The organism is Cupriavidus sp. SK-3 (genome assembly GCF_000611145.1).
Classification (GTDB): Bacteria; Pseudomonadota; Gammaproteobacteria; order Burkholderiales; family Burkholderiaceae; genus Cupriavidus.
Genome location: NZ_JFJV02000063.1, coordinates 47,097 through 63,827 on the forward strand (window position 1 = coordinate 47,097; position 16,731 = coordinate 63,827).

Annotated in this window: 14 protein-coding genes; 7 read left to right on the top strand and 7 right to left on the bottom strand. The window is 63.3% G+C overall.

Annotated features, from left to right (window positions below; genetic code table 11):
• The first annotated feature begins 106 nt into the window (after positions 1-106).
• Complete coding sequence (locus tag CF70_RS07190) at positions 107-1,423, top strand: MFS transporter (RefSeq protein WP_035862454.1); 1,317 nt, start codon at positions 107-109, stop codon at positions 1,421-1,423.
• Between the two features lie 94 nt (positions 1,424-1,517).
• Here CF70_RS07190 and CF70_RS07195 read toward each other — a convergent pair whose 3' ends face one another.
• The 3 genes from CF70_RS07195 to CF70_RS07205 all read right to left on the bottom strand — a co-directional run bounded on the left by CF70_RS07195 (position 1,518) and on the right by CF70_RS07205 (position 6,276).
• Positions 1,518-2,891 carry a DUF3999 domain-containing protein gene (locus CF70_RS07195; RefSeq protein ID WP_051648110.1) on the bottom strand — a complete coding sequence of 458 codons (1,374 nt, stop codon included), beginning with the start codon at positions 2,889-2,891 and terminating at the stop codon, positions 1,518-1,520.
• Entirely contained in the window at positions 2,891-5,773 is a 2,883-nt protein-coding gene (locus tag CF70_RS07200; protein WP_035862456.1) for a DUF2339 domain-containing protein, read from the bottom strand. The genes CF70_RS07195 and CF70_RS07200 overlap by 1 nt, the downstream gene beginning before the upstream one ends.
• Before the next feature lie 155 nt (positions 5,774-5,928).
• A complete protein-coding gene (locus CF70_RS07205; RefSeq protein ID WP_035862457.1) occupies positions 5,929-6,276 on the bottom strand; it encodes a hypothetical protein in 348 nt (115 codons plus the stop codon).
• A gap of 121 nt (positions 6,277-6,397) precedes the next feature.
• Here CF70_RS07205 and CF70_RS07210 point away from each other — a divergent pair, with 121 nt between their 5' ends.
• The 3 genes from CF70_RS07210 to CF70_RS07220 all read left to right on the top strand — a co-directional run bounded on the left by CF70_RS07210 (position 6,398) and on the right by CF70_RS07220 (position 9,750).
• The gene (locus CF70_RS07210) at positions 6,398-7,063 is read left to right on the top strand and encodes a DNA-3-methyladenine glycosylase I (RefSeq protein ID WP_235184928.1); all 666 of its coding nucleotides are present in this window, start codon (positions 6,398-6,400) and stop codon (positions 7,061-7,063) included.
• A 596-nt stretch (positions 7,064-7,659) separates the two neighbouring features.
• A complete protein-coding gene (locus CF70_RS07215) occupies positions 7,660-8,046 on the top strand; it encodes a hypothetical protein (protein ID WP_051648111.1) in 387 nt (128 codons plus the stop codon).
• Between the two features lie 1,377 nt (positions 8,047-9,423).
• Positions 9,424-9,750 carry a hypothetical protein gene (locus tag CF70_RS07220; RefSeq protein ID WP_152561714.1) on the top strand — a complete coding sequence of 109 codons (327 nt, stop codon included), beginning with the start codon at positions 9,424-9,426 and terminating at the stop codon, positions 9,748-9,750.
• Between the two features lie 36 nt (positions 9,751-9,786).
• On the opposite strand, the gene CF70_RS07225 is transcribed toward CF70_RS07220, so the two are convergent.
• The 3 genes from CF70_RS07225 to CF70_RS07235 form a co-directional block, all read right to left on the bottom strand.
• The gene (locus CF70_RS07225; RefSeq protein ID WP_414629431.1) at positions 9,787-10,128 is read right to left on the bottom strand and encodes a hypothetical protein; all 342 of its coding nucleotides are present in this window, start codon (positions 10,126-10,128) and stop codon (positions 9,787-9,789) included.
• A 1,369-nt stretch (positions 10,129-11,497) separates the two neighbouring features.
• Positions 11,498-12,373, bottom strand: coding sequence for a DUF3037 domain-containing protein (locus CF70_RS34550; RefSeq protein WP_081862062.1), 876 nt, complete (start codon positions 12,371-12,373; stop codon positions 11,498-11,500).
• On the bottom strand, positions 12,370-13,170 hold the full coding sequence (locus CF70_RS07235) for a HipA family kinase (protein ID WP_035862461.1): 801 nt from the start codon (positions 13,168-13,170) through the stop codon (positions 12,370-12,372). The genes CF70_RS34550 and CF70_RS07235 overlap by 4 nt, the downstream gene beginning before the upstream one ends.
• A gap of 393 nt (positions 13,171-13,563) precedes the next feature.
• Between CF70_RS07235 and CF70_RS07240 the strand changes: the two genes are divergently transcribed.
• Together CF70_RS07240 and CF70_RS07245 are read left to right on the top strand one after the other, a co-directional pair.
• A complete protein-coding gene (locus CF70_RS07240) occupies positions 13,564-14,166 on the top strand; it encodes a recombinase family protein (protein WP_035862463.1) in 603 nt (200 codons plus the stop codon).
• On the top strand, positions 14,159-14,728 hold the full coding sequence (locus CF70_RS07245; protein WP_035862465.1) for a hypothetical protein: 570 nt from the start codon (positions 14,159-14,161) through the stop codon (positions 14,726-14,728). Before CF70_RS07240 ends, CF70_RS07245 begins: the two co-directional genes overlap by 8 nt.
• 54 nt (positions 14,729-14,782) lie before the next feature.
• On the opposite strand, the gene CF70_RS35740 is transcribed toward CF70_RS07245, so the two are convergent.
• Positions 14,783-14,995, bottom strand: coding sequence for a hypothetical protein (locus CF70_RS35740; RefSeq protein WP_152561715.1), 213 nt, complete (start codon positions 14,993-14,995; stop codon positions 14,783-14,785).
• Between the two features lie 514 nt (positions 14,996-15,509).
• Between CF70_RS35740 and CF70_RS07250 the strand changes: the two genes are divergently transcribed.
• Complete coding sequence (locus CF70_RS07250; RefSeq protein WP_081862063.1) at positions 15,510-16,715, top strand: site-specific DNA-methyltransferase; 1,206 nt, start codon at positions 15,510-15,512, stop codon at positions 16,713-16,715.
• Positions 16,716-16,731 lie beyond the last annotated feature (16 nt).

The following is a 16,731-nucleotide window of genomic DNA, read 5'->3' on the forward strand; positions in this document are numbered from 1 at the left end:
CCGGCGCGCTGGTTAATTAAAGAATCGCTTACTATTCTGCCTTTCAGGGCACACGCGCCGTCCCGGGCAAAGCCCTCCGCCGATTTCTCATTGCATCAAACGGATCATGCAAGCCACCGCCGCAACACCTCAAGTTCACGAAATATCCAGATCCCAGCGACGAAAGGCGATTCTTGCCGCCACCATCGGCAACGGCCTCGAATGGTTCGACTTCACCGTCTACAGCTTCTTCGCGCTGATCATTGCCAAGTTGTTCTTCCCCACCGGCAATGACCTCACTTCCTTCCTGCTGACCGTCGCCACCTTCGGCGTGGGCTTCTTCATGCGCCCGGTCGGCGCCATCGTGCTAGGCGTCTATGCCGACCGCGTGGGCCGCAAGGCGGCACTGACCCTGACCATCCTGATGATGGCGCTCGGTACGGCCATCATCGGCCTGGCGCCCACCTATTCGTCGATCGGCCTGTGGGCGCCCGCGCTGATCGTGCTGGCCCGCCTGATCCAGGGCTTCTCGGCCGGCGGCGAGGTTGGCGGCGCCACCGCCTTCCTGATCGAGCACGCGCCCGACGAGGAGCGCGGCGTCTATGCCAGCTGGCAGCAGGCCAGCCAGGGCATTTCCTTTATGCTGGGCGCGGCCATGGGCGCGCTGGTGATCAATGGCCTGGAGCCGGAGCAGATCGATGCCTGGGGCTGGCGCATCCCGTTCCTGTTCGGCCTGCTGATCGGCCCGGTCGGCATGTATATCCGCTCGCACCTGGAAGAGCCGCCCGCCTTCGAGGCGCGCCGCGCGGAGCGCAAGGCCAGCAACATCAAGTTCTCCCCGCTGACGCAGGTGCTGCGCGACCATCCGCGCGAAGTGCTGGCCGGCCTGGGCGTGACCATCCTGTGGACGGTGTGCACCTATGTGCTGGTGTTCTACATGCCGTCCTACGCCAAGCAGCAGCTCGGCCTTCCGCTGGGCGCGACCTTCCAGTCGACCGCCCTGTGCGGCGCCATCATCCTGGTGCTGTGCCCGCTGATGGGCATGCTGTCCGACCGCCTGGGCCGCAAGCGCATGCTGGGTACCGTGGCGCTGGTCATCGGCGTGCTGGCCTATCCGCTGTTCCACTGGCTCAACGTCTCGCCGACCACCCAGACCCTGCTGATGGTCCAGGTGATCCTCGGCATCCTGCTGGCGGCCTTCACCGGCCCGGCACCGGCGGTGCTGGCAGAGCAGTTCCCGACCGAGGTCCGCTCGACCGGCCTGTCGCTCGCCTACAACTTCGCCGTGACCATCTTCGGCGGCTTTGCCCCGCTGATCGTGACCTGGCTGATCGCGTCGACCGGCAGCAAGCTGGCGCCCGCGTACTACGTGATCGCCGCTGCCGTGGTGAGCTTTGTCGCGCTGCTGTTCATGCACGACCGTACCGGCAAGCCCTTGCAGTAACCGCTCCCGCCGGCGGATTTGCTCCGGCCGGCGACGACGAAATGAAGAAGGCCAACCACCCGGTTGGCCTTTTTCTTTGTGCGTGCACGGGCGTTCAGGACGCCGGCGGATCTCGCTCCGGCGGCGGCGCGGCCGGCTCGCCCAGCGTTCGCAACAAGCGCCAGGCCATTGCGCCCAATACGCCCACGGCCAGCAGTAGCGCGCCCCACAAGACAAGGCGCCGGTTGCGCTGGGCGTCGGCGGGCGCCGCGGCGGAGCGCGGCGACGCGTTCATGCCGGCAATCCGCGCCTTGGCGATGACCGGTGCCGGACCGGCCAGCAACTCGGCACGCGCGACCGGCCCGGGTTCCCGCGGCTGCGCCGCGGGTTCGCCCACCGCCAGCGAAAACGGCGCCGCGCCACGCGCGACAAACGTCACCACGGCGGGACGCCATCCCAGCGCCAGCACCGGCATGCCGCTGCCAATGCCGCCGGCGCGCGCATCCACGCTCAGGCGCCACAGACGATCGGCATTACGCCCGATCGCCAGCGGCGCGCTCTCCTGCTCCGCACCGCCCGCACCGGCAAGCCGGTAGAACTGCCCGCTGCTCACCATGCGCCAGGCCGACTCCGGGTCGGCGCGCGACCACAGCGTCGCCCGCACCACCGTATTGGACTGCGGCAGGTGAATGCGCACCCGCTCGGCGGGGAAGCGCCCGCCGGTGTCGAACACGTAGTCGCCGCCAGCCTGGGCCTGCGTGGCGGCGATGTCCTCGCGCCATTGCAGCGCCAGCGGCGGCGGCGTGCCCGCCGCCACGGTCTCCACCTGCACGCGCGCCGGCGCCGGCGGCACGCCCTGCCACTGCAAGCGCAGGTAGCGCGCCCGCAAGCGCCCCAGCGCGACCCGGTCCTGGCTGAGCACGCTGCCCCCGCGGCTGACCCGCAGCAATTGCGCACTGCCCACGGCCTGCCAGTGCTGCAGGTCGTCGCTGCTGGCGACGTCCACCGCGCCCTGGTACTCGCCGTCCGGCAGTCCGATCACCACCGCGGCGGCATCCTCGCGCAGCTTGCTCAGGTCCAGCAGCCATGCCGCTGCGCTGGCGGCGGCCGGTTGCGGACTGGCCGCCCGCAGCGCGCCGTCGGTGCCGATCACCACGCCCATGGGCGCGGCCTGGCGCTGCGCCAGCGCCGGCAGCGCGAACCAGGGCACGTCGCTCAGCGTACGCACCTCGGCCGTCGGCTCGGGCGGCAAGTCCAGCGCGTAGGGCAGCAATTCGCCGGCGCCGTTGCGCACCCGCAGGTCGGCCAGCCCCGGCCGCGCGCTATGGGCGTAGACATCGGCGTCCAGGGTCACGGCGTAGTAGGCCGCCACGCCCTCGGTGGCCAGCGTGAAACGCTCGGCCCGGGCCAGTGGTGACAGCAGCAGCGCCCCCAGCAGAAGCGGAAGAGCCGCCAGGTCGCGCACGCCAGCCTTTGGGAAAACCGGCATCAAATTGCCTCCTTGGCCTTTGGCGGCAAGGGCGAGAAGTAACCGATCAGCAACAACAGCACACCCACGCCGATAAACGAGATGATCCGCTCGATCCCCTTGACGAAGGACAGGTCGAAGAGGAACAGCTTGACCACGGTCAGGCCCAGCAGCGCGCCGCCGATAAACCACAGCGCGCGCGTGCCGCGCCGGGTAGCCACCACCATGGCAATCAGCGCCAGCACGGTCCAGAACACCGACAGCGAAGCCTGCACCAGCGTCGAGCCGCCCAGGTCCTGCAGCGTGTACGGCACGCCGGTCCAGTGATGGAGCGTGCGCAGCAGCATCGCGTTGCACCACAGGAACACGGTGGCGGACGCGGCATACTCGAGCACGCGCGGCCGCGTTGCCAGGCCCAGCGCGGCAAGCCGGTGTTGCCACAGCGCCACCGCCAGCATGGCCAGCAGCTGGGCGACGTCGAGCGGGTTGAGCAGCGGCAGGTAGAACAGCGGCGCGGCGTCGCCATCGCTGGCCACGCTGGCGAGGCTCCACAGCCACAGCAGCGCCGCCAGCGGCAGCGCGCCCCACAGCAGGTAGGCCCGCGCGAAGCGCGCGACCGGCCAGCGCAGGCGCCAGCCCCAGGCCGAGAGCAGTGCCAGCAGCCCGCCATAGCCATAGGCCCAGGCGCTCCAGCTCCACGCGCCCTCCGGCACATAGGCGCGCAGCCGCCAGTAGGCTTCGGTGGAAAGCAGCGCGCACAGCGTCCAGAACAGCAGCGCATGCATGGGCGCCAGCGCGGCATCGCGTTCATCGCCCTGCTGCCGCCACAGCAACAGCAAGGCCGCGCCAAAGACCAGCAGCCAGGCCAGCGCGCCGATGCCATGCAGGGGCGACGCCGACCAGATCGCGCAACTGAGCACGCCCAGGATAGCCAGCACCGGCGTCATGGCCAGCGCAGGCTTGCCGGCCAGCGGCCATGCCAGCACCCGCCGCGCCAGGTGCGCCAGCCACGCGCTCAACACCACGAACAGCGCCAGCGTGGCGAGCAGCGCGCGCACGGTCCAGTCGAGCACGTCGTACCAGTGATGGATCTCGACCACGCCGCCACCCAGCCACCACAACAGGCCCCACGCCGCGGCGGCAAGGCCCAGCGGAGCGGATGGCGCGAACCAGGCGCACGCCTCCGGCCGCCCATGCAGGCGCCAGCCGCTGAAAACACCGGACACCGCCAGCAGCAGCGTGCCCACGTAGCGGCCGTTCAGCACCGGCCACGCCAGTGGCGTGGACTCGAACAGGCTGCCCGCCGCGAAAGCCACGCCGGCCGCCAGTTGCAGCAGCAGCCCCGACGCCAGCGCCAGGCGGCGCTGCTGGCGCACGCCCACCCACACCACGGCGGCGCCCTCCACCGCCCACACGGCGCTGGTGGTGCGCCCGTCGAAGGCCAGCGGCACAGCCAGCGTGGCAAAGATCGCGCCCAGTGCCAGCATGGCTTCGAACAACATGCCCAGGCGATCGCGGCGCGCCGACAGCCACGCGGCCAGGCCGAGATAGAACGCTGCGAGCGCCACCGCGCTCCATGCCATGGCAAAAGGAATATGACGCACCAGCGCGGCTTGCAGGCCCATCGCCAGCAGCGGCGTGCCGAACACCAGCGTGCCGTCGACGTAGTCCTTGAGGCTGACCTGCCGGCGCAACGCGTAGCGCAGCGCGATGCCCGTGTACATCAGGAAAAACAGGATCAGGAACGGCTCGGTGGTAGCCAGCAGTTCGGGCCGGTAGTTGAGCGCGCCCCACGCCGTGCCGATGCCGAAGGTAAACGCAAAGCCCAGCAGGTTGAGCGGGCGCCAGGCCCGGAACCAGGCAATGGCAAAGATGCCGGCATTGAGCAGCGCGTAGTAGCTGAACAGCATCACGTGGCTGCCACCGCCAGTGGAAATCAGTACCGGAGCGAGGAAGCCACCCGCGCTGCCGGTGAATGCCAGCACCGGAGCGTTCTGCAGCACCGCCAGGCCGCCGGCGAGCGCGCAGATGGCCACCATCAGCGGGAAGGCCCCCGCGGCCGGCAGCAGGCCGTAGAGCTTGGTGGCGGCGAACGCGGTCAGATACAGCACGCCCACGCCGCCGCCCTGCAACACCAGCGCATAGGCAGCGCGCCGCTCGCGCAGCCGCCAGCCCGCCGCCAGCAGCGCGACCGCGCCGGCAGCCACGCCCGCCAGCCGGAACTCGACCGGCAGCATGGCATTGTCGGAGGCAAACTTGAGCAGGAAGGCCACGCCGAAGAAGAGGATCAGGATGCCGACCCGTACCACGCTGTTGCCGCCCAGCAGCCAGCCGCGCGCGGCGGACACCGCGCGTTCGATGAAATCGGGCTCCTGCGGGGCGAATGCGGACGAGAGCGGGGGTTCCACGTGTGGCGCGGGCTGGTCCGCGGCGGCGACGGAGATCGGTGCGGATGCCGTGGGGGCACGAACCGGGGCCGGCACGGAAGGGAAAGGTGGCGGAAGGCTGGCCGCGGGAGCGAACGCCGGCTCGGGCATCTCGGGCATCTGCGTTGCGGCCGCCACCGGGCCTTCCGCCGATGCCGGTTCGAATGCCGGGAATCCGTGCGACGCTGGCGTACCTTCCACTGCGTCAGCCTGCTGGGGCATCGCCGAGGTCTCGCCGCGCAACTGTGCCATCTCGCGCTTGAGCGTGGCCAGTTCCTGCTCGAGGCGCGCCACGCGAGCCGCGAGCGAAGGCGCCTCCGGCGCGCCCTGTGTCGCCCCATCGGGCCGTGGCCGCGCAGGCCGGTCGCTGATCATCCAGCCAAAGCCGAAGCCCAGTATCGCGCCCGTCACGGCACCGCCAAACCCGGCCGCCGCGGCGCCGAGCAACAAGCCAATCACCGCGAATATCCAACGCATCAGATGAGATTTCGCCTAGAAAGGTTGGAGAAGACGGCGGCTGGTGGCGCCGAACTGCATTTGCCGGCACGGGGAACCGCCTGAATCATGCGCGCCCAGTGTAGCGCGAGGTCGACATCGTCAGGCGATACCAGCGATGCCGGCCGGCCCGGCGGTCATTCCTCGTCGCTATGGATGTTGATCACGTGCCGCGGCTCGAACCACAGCGGCATGCCGGGTTCCATCTCCTCTGTGCAGTAGGGCTGGTTGTCGAGTTCCCCGCTGTAGAGATCCCCCTCGCGCCCGGTGACAACCACCCACATGCGCTCCACGTGCTGCTCGTCGCGGTCCTGCTCGTCGGTGGTAACGATGCGAAAAATCAGCTTCACCAGCTGGCCGGGCTGCAGCGCCTGCCGGGCTTCCAGCGGCGGCACCCAGAAGGTCTCCGGGTGCGCCTCGCCGATGACTTCACCGTCGTCGAGCTGCCAGCCGTCTTCTTCGATGGTCGCCAGTCGTTTGTCCATGTCAGTCCTAAAGAAAATCGTTCTTCACGGCTGGCATCGTAGCAAACGCATCGTGCGTCCGTGCGGGCGGGACATGCCGCGCGAGTCGCTTTAAGATGGCGGATCGAAGGAGAACGCACCCATGGCAGCAGACAACAGCGTGGCAAAAAAGGCAGCGAAAAAGGTGGCCGGGAAAGCCGTACAGGCGGAGCGCGTGCGCTGCGGCTGGTGCGGCACCCTTGCGGACTATTGCCACTACCACGACAGCGAGTGGGGCTTTCCGGTCGACGACGACCGCCGCCTGTTCGAGAAGCTATGCCTGGAAGGCTTCCAGGCGGGGCTGAGCTGGCTGACCATCCTGCGCAAGCGCGAGGCATTCCGCCGCGCCTTCGCCAACTTCGAGATCGACAAGGTGGCGCGGTTCAGCGAGCGCGATATCCAGCGCCTGTTGGGCGACGCCGGCATCGTGCGGCACCGGGGCAAGATCGAGGCGGCCATCAACAACGCGCAACGCGCCCGCGAACTGCTGGAGACGGAGCCGTCGCTGGCCGCCTACTTCTGGCGCTTCGAGCCGGATCCCGCCAGCCGGCCAGCGCTGCTGACGCCGGAAGTGCTGCGCACCATGGCCATCTCGCCCGAATCGACGGCTCTGTCCAAGGACCTGAAGAAGCGCGGGTGGCGCTTTGTCGGTCCCACCACGATGTATGCGTTGATGCAGGCAATGGGCCTGGTTAACGACCATATGGAAGGCTGTTCGACTCGCGAGGAAGCTCTGCTGGCGAGAAAGGCATTCAAGGTGCCGCGCTGAGGGGGCGGGTTAACGTTGGCGGTGCGATACGCGGAAGGTATACGTGTGACGCAGCGAATCAAAGGCGGACCGCGTATACGTATCCCGCAACGCTTGCCTTCTGTCTTTCTATATTGTTTACGTATACCAATATAGTAGTAGTAGGTAAACGGCCCGATTTTCCGTGGATAAGCCTGTTTTCCCCTTTCTGTTCAAGGACTTGCGAACAAGATAAGTGCCAGGGATTACCCTGAGTTCACGGGATATCCCGGTGACGTATACGTGGCGCGCAAAAACCGCCCCGAAGTTGTACGTATACGCCCCACAACCCGCCCCCAGCCAGGGCACAGCTTTCCTGCCTGCTTATCCCCAGGGTTTTGCGCAGTTATCCACAGGCCGGGGGATTCGCCCACGCCTAGCGCGACACATGTTGCGCTAGGCCCCACGTTGGCAGGCGCGCCTGTCTGCATTCACCCAACACCCTGAGCGATAAAGTGGCGGCGTATACGCTATTTCCGCCATTCAGGGGATGGCATGGTCCATGCGGTTAACGGCTTCGAGCGCGGCGCCGAAGCTCGTCTTCCCACCCGGAGCATCCGCTCCTTCGGAGAACCGTCATGAAGATCCATTGCTATGAACCACGAGAGAGCCGGACCAACTCGCCAGTGCGGGGCGCCGTGCACAAGCTACGGCGAGCCGTCCTGCTGATTCGCGTGCTCGCGCTATGTGTCAACTGCGTGGCATACGCGCAGCCCGCCGCGCCGGCCAAGTCAGTGGTCACGCCCGAGCAAACGTTTATGCCAGGCTACCTCGAAGCCGTCTCCACCGGCTATGACAACGGCCAGGCACTGCACGAATCCGAAGGCATCGCGACCTTGCGTGTGCCGAGTACCATTGCCAGCCAACTGCGGGCCTCTCCGGCACCATCCGCGCCGGCACCTGTAGCTGCGGGACCATCGGTGATCCCGGTCTCGCAGAAGACCAGAAGGCCGCAGGGGCAGTGAGGGAGTGCGTGGCCCCCCTCGGGGCCACCGGCAGCATCCTGGCACGAGCCCGGCGCACTCGGCGCGGCCGCATTGCTCCGGGCCGTAGAGATCCGATCCGATCGAGGATTTCATGTTGCCGGCGCTTCGGAAGCGCCCGCTCGAGCGTCACGCGATGCGCGCGATATCTTCCGACCGCTGGGGTGCCTGCGTTGCCTGGTTCGTTGTCGGCGGAGCGCGCAGGGTAGTGTCAGACTCTGACACTTTCCTGCCTCCGGGCGATTGGTGTCTGGTCGTGGATTGGGTCCGTTCGACGTTGCCGTCGGCGTGCCCCTTCGGATAGGCCGCTCGGTAGGCCGCGACGCCGTTGGATGGGTGCGCAACCCACATGCGGCCGCCTGCCTCCTCCACGATCACGCCGGACGATCACAGGAAACAAAAAAGCCGGGAAGCCCTATTTACATAGGGCTTCCCGGCTTTTTCCGGACTACTTTGGAAATGTTCTGGTGGCCGAAGGACTACCGAACAACTGGTCGAAAGGCACATAAATAGGACATCCCGGTCCGGGTGATTTCAAAGATGCCCCCAAAATTGCCCCCATGCATAACGTGCTGCCTCAATTACCCGCAGGCCCTTCGCTATGCGGCTGACCGGAGAATCAACCATGGCAGCCCACGTTGCTCACCAGTCCCAGTTTCCTCAGCTGTCGGGATAGCTTACCTCGCGCCCCCGATCGTACCGGCACGGCTGTGGTACCGCGGTTAGACGGACCCGTCGTACGCGATTCAGCGTCCACAGTCTCCCGCAAACGTAAGCCTTTGGCGGTTTTCCGCATTCCTCTAGTTTTGTCTTTCGTCTATAGATCGGGGCGCTGCTGAGGGGGCGTCGGGCCTAGCCAGTCTGTGCGAACTGGCATCGAAGCCGAACAGTGCGCGATCGACACGCGCGTCCACACGGCGGGGGATGGGACCAGCCGTCAGAGGGCAACTCTGGCGTTGAGACGCAGGACGGGCTTCAATACGTCGTGCTCGGCAAGGGCCATAGGACGCTCGCCGTGTACCGCGTCCGGCCCGATACCGGTTTGCTACGCCGTTTGAAGCGCTGGCCGGCGGCGCTCGACACCGCTCAGTGACACTCAAGCACGCGCCCCCGTGCCGGCAACTAGACACTCTGGCTAGACAGCGACGGAAAGGGCTGTCTAGCGAGACGTGAACCTAACTCTGCCAGTTGCGCTGCCTCTCGGTCCGGTTGGTAGCCCCGCCGAACTCGGCCTAGCCGCACTCAATCTCAGGAGGAAAGTAACTCTCGATAACAGGTTATCAAGAGTTGGTTTCTGAATTTGACATCTCATATTTGCTATCTTTATAATGAGATCTCAAGCACGAGATGGAGTTGACCATGTCCTTCCCCTTCGATCCCGGTATGTTCAAGGACCTCTTCGAAACCCCGTTTGGCCGCAACCTATGGGCCTATCTGAACGAGGAGCGGACCATCCTGCAGATGGAGACCGCCACGACGCTGCGCCGTCCGGCCCTGGAGCCCCTCGAGGAAACATTGGTGGAGAAATTCGACGAGGAGATTCGCGCCGACCGCGCCAAGCAACTGTGCGGCCGGATGGCGCGGCAGATCATGGAGCGGGAAGGCTATCTGTACGACCGCGGCGGGGTGCCGATCACCAACAAGATCCTGTTCTCTTCTGCCGCGCGCTACAAGAAACGCGGCTAGCAACGACACGGCCCTCGGCCGATAGTGGTGCCGCGTTCAGGACGCTCGACCGGCCAGGTCCCGCGCGCGGCCACGGAAAACGTCCGCAACAATCAGCGCCCGGTCGCGCAGCCCGGCTGGCGTGCTGACGTCGATGCGGTCGAGCAACTGCAGCGCCTCGGTCGCATCGAGCACCGGGGTCTTGCCCTGGCGTGCGCTGTGCCTGTGCCGCGCACGGAAGCGGCCGGATTGACCGGCACCACTTGCCCGGTGACCAGCCAGTCGAACAGGGGGCGGATCGCCGCCAGGCGCTGCTTGACGGTCGGTGCCGGCAGCGTCTGCGTCTGCCGTTCGATCCAGGGCGACGTGCAGCGGCTGCACCGCGGTGACCGACGGCACGCCGGCGTCCGCGCACCAGGCGAGGAACTCGCCCGCGGCGCGCGCGTGTCCGGATTGCGGACGCTGATGCGAAGAACTCGAGAAAGCGCACGCTTGCCTGGTCGCCCGCTACCGTAGCGTAACAAGGTCGGTACCGCGCCAGGATTGAGGACAGCGACTCCTGTCACAAGCGACTTACCTGCTGCTGCATCGCTGCCGCGGACGTTTGATGATCGAACTGGAACACTACCTTTCCGCGTGCAGCCTTCTCGTTTCGATCATTCCGTGTAAATTCTCCACAATTCCTTGCTGGTGCTAGGCCAATCAGTTAGATGAATCGATTTACCCTCAGAATCCCCCTCACTATCGACGCGCGGCCCCGGTTTTGAGCTTCGGCTGCCGGGCGATCGCATGGAGGACACCGATGCCGGGATCGCGATCCATGGCGTTGAGACGTGGCACCTTGGGGGCCGTGAGCCGAGCCGCAGAATAACGGTCCTCCAAGGCCCCGCTTTTCGTTGCGCCTGTTATAACATTCGAGGAACCCTTACCCCTCGCTATGAGACCTATTGCCGCCCTTTCCGGCCTCTTGATGCTTGCGGCGCCCTCCGCCTTTGCCCGGTGGCACGGCGGCGGCGGCCCCCCCGCCGAATGGGGGCTAATTGTCGCCGGAATAGTCGTGCTGTTCGCCTTGCGATCGCGCCACGGCACTAAGATCGTTGTCGCCTTCATAGTCGCCGCAATATTCCGCGAGTTTTTAGTGCGCGCATGAAGGGACCGTAGTACGCTTGCTGTGTCTCCCGGCCAGCCGTCAAACCGCCGCTGCGGGCATGTTTCGACCTTTTGAACCCGCCATGCCACCGATTGAGATGGAAAACTCGGAAACCTGCGTGCGCGCTGCGTCATAAGGTGCGCGGCAGGATGCGAGATGCCTGCCAGAGTGACCTCTTCTCAGGATGGCCTTCGTACATCCCGGGCGCGTAGGACGCCGGATTGCACGCTCATTCCTCTCCCCGAGTGCGAGGCGGCCCGGGTGATCAATAAGCGCTCCACGTCACGACCATGTCGATTTCTTCCCCCGACTGTGACACCCTCGCGGAGCAAGAGTGATTACTGTCCAGGTTTGACACTCGCACCGGCCAACGGCAATTTTGTTGTCGACCGACTGCCCCCGGATGTAGGGCCGCAGAGACGATTCCCACTTCTGGGCTCGCTGCGTGATGTACCGAATGCTAACAGTCGAAAGAGGGCACGGCTGCTGGAAACGGTAGCCGCGTGACTCCATTACATACCATAAGCCGGCTTTGTATCCGCGACGTTCGAGGGACCCCAGCGAACTATCTAGTTGAAGTTCGAACGGGTGATCCTTTGATCTTACGAAAAAGCGTCGTTAATGGTGAGCGGCATCTGAGTTACCTTGCTCGTGTGCCTCAATTTGAGTCCCGAGAGCATTAATTAATCTATCCTCTTCTTCTTCGAGATAGATTTCTGTGGGCACATTGTTAATATTCCCCAAAATACCTACCGCCCTTCGGAATGCATCCTCAAGTTCCGGCGTGCTCGGTTTTGCTACGAGTAAGTAGACCTTGAATTTCTCAGGAGCATCACTTATGCCAACAATCTCACCAACGCACTTGTGAGCTTTCTCCTTAATCGAATCTGCACCAGAAAGATCAAAGGAGACGGGCTCTACGCAATGCCATACCCCATTTTTCCAGGCGAGATCGAACTTCACGTCATCGTTTTTGCCGTGAATTGTCTTTTCTTCGAAAAAGTCTAACAGGTGCCGCTCCTCCAATTGCCGCTTGAAAGACCGCCATACGTCATCATCCGTGCGTCCGGCCTTGCCTTTCGCCCTGTCATACTTTCCCGTATAGCGCTCGTAGAGTCTAGCTAGCGTTTGGTCGGGATCCGGACTAAGTCCAGAAGATACGTCGCCCCACTGAAGGCCACTGTCATCTTTTGGTAATACTGAGATGAGAATTTCCTGCAATGTACTTGGGCGCGTCCCGAACTCCAATGGACTTTCGTAGGCGTCTTTTACTGCCTCGAATCTCTTGGTAACGCCTTTTAGGATCGCTCTGAACGCGGAGTAGCTAAGATCAGGAAAGATCTCTCCAATGCGGCCCAAGTTCTTGCGAAATTGGAATCGAAGTCGTGGTTCGGTTGGCGATAGCAGAACTATCCCAACGTTGACGAACTCGCCTGTCGAGATGTCATGTATGTATCGAAGAACAGAATAAGAATAAGGAGTGCGTATTGTCATCTCAGAACTCCCAATGCATGTTCTACAACCGCGCGGATATTCTTCCTCACCTCAATGAAGTAAGGGATTACCCTACCCGCCAGATCCGGACCCGATAGCCAATCTGGTGGAAGTGCCTTGAAGTAGTCTTCGAAGCGAGTCTCAGGGAGATCTTCCCATGCTTGGGTAAATCTGTCCAAGGTTTGGGGGCACGAGGCGAGGTTAGGCTTGGCAAAGATATGACGGTCAGGTGACGAATAATTGTCGAAACCACCGTCCTGCCACGGGGCCTTCCAAAACAGCACTTGATCGGAGTTGAGCGTGAGCTCGTGATCGAAGATAGCCAGACCATCCCCCGAGAAGAGGCAATTGGGGTTGTCCGGCCGACGGTCTGCATTCACGATGATGGCATCGAACGTGAAGATCTCTGCAGCTTCAGCACAGAGCTCCGCGGGGACAGTTTGGCCCTTTACCCATGCAACAAAGCCGTTTGGCAACCTCTTAGAACCGAAGGCCAGACGGTTACTGTTCCTCATCAGCGTGGCCCTGTCGGGATCCTGCGTGGCGACAAGGTCGATGAACTCTTGAGTGAGTTCGACGATGAATGGTGCGGGGATTGGCAAGCGAAGGTCTGCGGCCAACATGCCGGCAATCGCCTCAATGGCCAAGTTCTTCACGCCTTCCATGGTGCCTGCCGAGCACTTCGTCACGACTTCGATCGGCAACTCGTCGTCCCCTTCGCACTCGAGGAGAAGGGGCGTTGTACGGCCAGTTGTCATTCGCTTGACGAAACGCGTGGCTGTCACTTGTTCAAGCATCTCCGCCAGTCCGTTTTTTTTGGGAAAAGTATGCAATTCTACATTTACTTTGCCCGATTAGTCCTTGCCGTGTGAAAGAGCAGACAAGCAGGGCGCGCGTAGCGCCCAAAAAATTGACCTTCGAAGGGAATCTGAAGTAGCGGGATCACAGCCGCCCAACGGGGTGCCAAAGCCTGCTCAGGGGGCGTCGTCAAGCGGCCATCGTGGCCGGCGCCAAGTGGAGCGAAGCGCTTCCCCTCCGACAATCAAATCCCCCTTGCTTTTGGAGGCGAACTGTCCGAAACCGACCGTCTACGTACTGGGGCCGCAGGCATGTACGTAAATTAGTCTTTACTTATTTCGTACTGGTCACATAATGCGTACACCCTCAACGTACACATCAGGAACGCAGCCATGTCCCGAACCTTCGCCTACGCCCGGGTTTCCACCGCGGACCAGACGACCGACAACCAGGTACTCGAGATCCAGACGGCCGGCTTCGCTGTCGAGCCGCACCGCATTGTCGTCGAGAACATCTCCGGATCGATCGCCGCCGGCGAGCGCCCCGGGTTCGCCAAGCTGCTGCACAAGCTGGAGGCGGGTGACGTGCTGATCGTCACGAAGCTGGACCGGCTCGGGCGGAATGCGATGGACGTGCGCGCCACGGTCGAGCGTCTGGCCGCGATGGGCGTGCGGATCCACTGCCTGGCGCTCGGCGGCGTCGACCTGACCAGCGCGGCCGGCAAGATGACGATGGGCGTGCTAAACGCGGTTGCGGAATTCGAGCGCGACCTGCTGATCGAGCGTACCCAGGCCGGGCTCGCTCGCGCCAAATCAGAGGGCAAGGCTCTGGGGCGGCCGGCGGCGCTCGCTGAAGCAGAGCAGGCCGAGGCGCTGGCGAAGCTCGCCGCCGGCGTCTCGATCGCCCAGCTCGCCCGCGACTACGGCACGACCAGGCAGAGCATCATGCGCGCCCGGGACAGAGCAGCAAGCCGCCAGGGAGCCCACCATGCATGACGATCAGCAGAGGCAGCTCGCGGCGCTAGTGGAGCAGGCCCGCGAGGATCTGCTCAGGATCGGCAGAGCACTGATCGATGACGAGAGCGTCAAGGTCTCGAATTTGGTGGGCGAGCTCAATGAGACCCAAGAGATGGTCGATGATATCGGCAATCCGTACCTCGGCTTCTGCTCGCAGAGCGGCCGGCTCGGAGGCGTCATGTTTGTGATGGGCGAGATTGGCGCCTCCATCTTCGAGCTGGCCGGCACCGAAGCCGCCAAATCCGATCGGCAGCTGAGGCTCGAGTTGCAAGGCTACGTGCACGAATTTGGCCGGATTGGGAAGAGGCTGCTACGGATCAGCGAAACCGACGTCGTGTTCATCGTGGGTGATGCCCGCGTCCTGCACGACCATCCTGATCTTGGCCAGGCCGATGAGGTCAGGAGGCGCTTGGCGGCGGCGACGGACTACCTGGAAGAGCAGTCGGAAGTCTGGTGGTTGATGGCCGAGGAAGCCCAAAAAAAGGCTGCCGCTTACGAAGCAGCGCTGGCCGCCCATTCGTACCCGCAAATGATCAATTGACTAGGTGCGTGCCAAGCCCAGCCTTGCTGGCCACGGTGCGATCGACGTCCCTGTTCACGTAGGAAGCCACCTCGCCAGCAGGCACCAGCGCCACACGCCGTGCAGTTCTGACGGCACTGCGCTATCCAGCGTCCACAGTGCGATCGACTCGGGACCCACCCAGCTTTCCGGCCCGGTGGGAGTTGAGGACTCGTGGATCTTGAATGGCTTGCTGTGCTCGTCGGGACGCGGGTGCAGCACCCAAGTCTGGGGGGATATTTTCGCCATGTTTCCGCCTTGATGTGCCGGAGATACCAGCACTAGCATTTGATCCCCATCGATTCGCCCTGAGATGAAGACCTTCAGGTAACGGCGGCAGGAGCGATGCAGAATGGCTGGCCCAACTTTCCAAGCCCATGCCGCAGCTGCCGACTTGGCTGGGGACTTTGTCTGCTCCTTGGGCGATAATTCGCATCGCAAGAAGCCCGAGCTACCTGTGGTTCATGCGGACAAACAATCCAGCCCCCCCGTGCCGCAAATAATCGGCCTGCTGCTGTTCCTGCACATAAACGCGGACCGGCTAAACTCGCGTCCACCGAATCCGCGTGCCGCACGACAGGTTGTTCGTTGGAGAACGGAGATCTAGAACTGTTCGTAGCCAGCATTTCAGACATGAGGCAGCCCAGATACGGATGTTTAGCGCATTCAAGGGACGTGACCAGAGTCCCGCACTGTAGCAAGAGGCGTCGTAGCCGTAGCTAGTGTGTTCAGTTTATTTTTAAGAACTTTCTAAGGATTGTTGATGCCGTGGTTGGAGTGGTTGGATCGCCAGGAGGACGTGGAAGCAGCGGGGCATCTTCCCTACCGGATATTGGAGCCCGTTCCGGAGTTGGACTACGGCGAGCCCGATTCGCCTAACATGCTCATACAAGGCGACAATCTGGATGCCATCAAGGCCCTCATGCCGTATTACGGGGGACAGGTGAAGTGCGTCTTCATAGATCCGCCCTACAACACCAAGTCTGCGTTCGCAAACTACGACGACAATCTAGAGCATGCCAAGTGGTTGTCGATGATGTATCCGCGGCTTGAGCTCCTGAAGCAGTTGCTTGCGGAGGACGGCTCGATCTGGATGACCATCGACGACAATGAGGCACACTATTTGAAGGTGATCGCGGATGAAGTGTTCCACCGGGGATGCTTCATTGCCGACGTCGCCTGGAAGCGTCGAGATGGCGCCCCCAACGACCGGAAGATTGGCTCCACTTACGATCACCTGCTGGTTTATGCGAAGTCGAAGGTGGGCAATGCGAAAAAGACTGTCGCGGAAGAAAAATTCAACTTGATGCAGCGCACTGAAAAGGCCGATGCGCAATACCAGCTTTACGTAGAGCCGTTTGGCTTCGATGAGCGCGGGCCGTTTCGAAAGGTGGATTCCACGGGCAACGCGAAAGGTGGACGCTTCGTCGAAAGTTTGATCTACCCGGTGAAAAACCCCTTTACCGGGGAGGAGGTCTACCCGAGAAAGGGCCGCTGCTGGGTCTACAAGCGCGAAGTCATGGAACAGATGGTGGCCGACCGCCGCTTCTTCTGGGGCAAGGACGGCAACGCGGGCACGCCGATGCGCAAGTTGTTCAAGTCCGAAGCGAAGCAAGGCATGACCGCACCAACCATCTGGGATGACGTGGGACTGAACCAGCACGCTGCCCGAGAAATAGAGCTTATTTTCGGCGAGAAGGCTGTATTCGAGACGCCCAAGCCGGAAGGGCTGATGAAGCGCATTCTGGAAATAGCCACCAATCCAGGTGACATTGTGTTGGACAGCTTCTTGGGGTCCGGCACCACGGCCGCAGTAGCGCACAAGATGAAACGCCAGTGGATTGGCATCGAAATGGGTGAACAAGCCAAGGAGCACTGCGCCCTCCGACTCCGCAAGGTCGTGGACGGCGAGCAGGGTGGCGTATCCAAAGATGTTGGCTGGCCGGAAACAGGCGTAACCGTCCGCTGAAGGCCGTGTAGACGCG

Bases quoted from the DNA above. Each gene is read 5' to 3' on its own strand.
- CF70_RS07220 (WP_152561714.1), top strand. From the start codon at position 9,424: ATGTCCTTCCCCTTCGATCCCGGTATGTTCAAGGACCTCTTCGAAACC.
- CF70_RS07190 (WP_035862454.1), top strand. From the start codon at position 107: ATGCAAGCCACCGCCGCAACACCTCAAGTTCACGAAATATCCAGATCC.
- CF70_RS07210 (WP_235184928.1), top strand. From the start codon at position 6,398: ATGGCAGCAGACAACAGCGTGGCAAAAAAGGCAGCGAAAAAGGTGGCC.
- CF70_RS07250 (WP_081862063.1), top strand. From the start codon at position 15,510: ATGCCGTGGTTGGAGTGGTTGGATCGCCAGGAGGACGTGGAAGCAGCG.
- CF70_RS07240 (WP_035862463.1), top strand. From the start codon at position 13,564: ATGTCCCGAACCTTCGCCTACGCCCGGGTTTCCACCGCGGACCAGACG.
- CF70_RS07235 (WP_035862461.1), bottom strand. From the start codon at position 13,170: ATGCTTGAACAAGTGACAGCCACGCGTTTCGTCAAGCGAATGACAACT.
- CF70_RS07245 (WP_035862465.1), top strand. From the start codon at position 14,159: ATGCATGACGATCAGCAGAGGCAGCTCGCGGCGCTAGTGGAGCAGGCC.
- CF70_RS34550 (WP_081862062.1), bottom strand. From the start codon at position 12,373: ATGACAATACGCACTCCTTATTCTTATTCTGTTCTTCGATACATACAT.
- CF70_RS07205 (WP_035862457.1), bottom strand. From the start codon at position 6,276: ATGGACAAACGACTGGCGACCATCGAAGAAGACGGCTGGCAGCTCGAC.
- CF70_RS07195 (WP_051648110.1), bottom strand. From the start codon at position 2,891: ATGCCGGTTTTCCCAAAGGCTGGCGTGCGCGACCTGGCGGCTCTTCCG.
- CF70_RS35740 (WP_152561715.1), bottom strand. From the start codon at position 14,995: ATGGCGAAAATATCCCCCCAGACTTGGGTGCTGCACCCGCGTCCCGAC.
- CF70_RS07215 (WP_051648111.1), top strand. From the start codon at position 7,660: ATGAAGATCCATTGCTATGAACCACGAGAGAGCCGGACCAACTCGCCA.
- CF70_RS07200 (WP_035862456.1), bottom strand. From the start codon at position 5,773: ATGCGTTGGATATTCGCGGTGATTGGCTTGTTGCTCGGCGCCGCGGCG.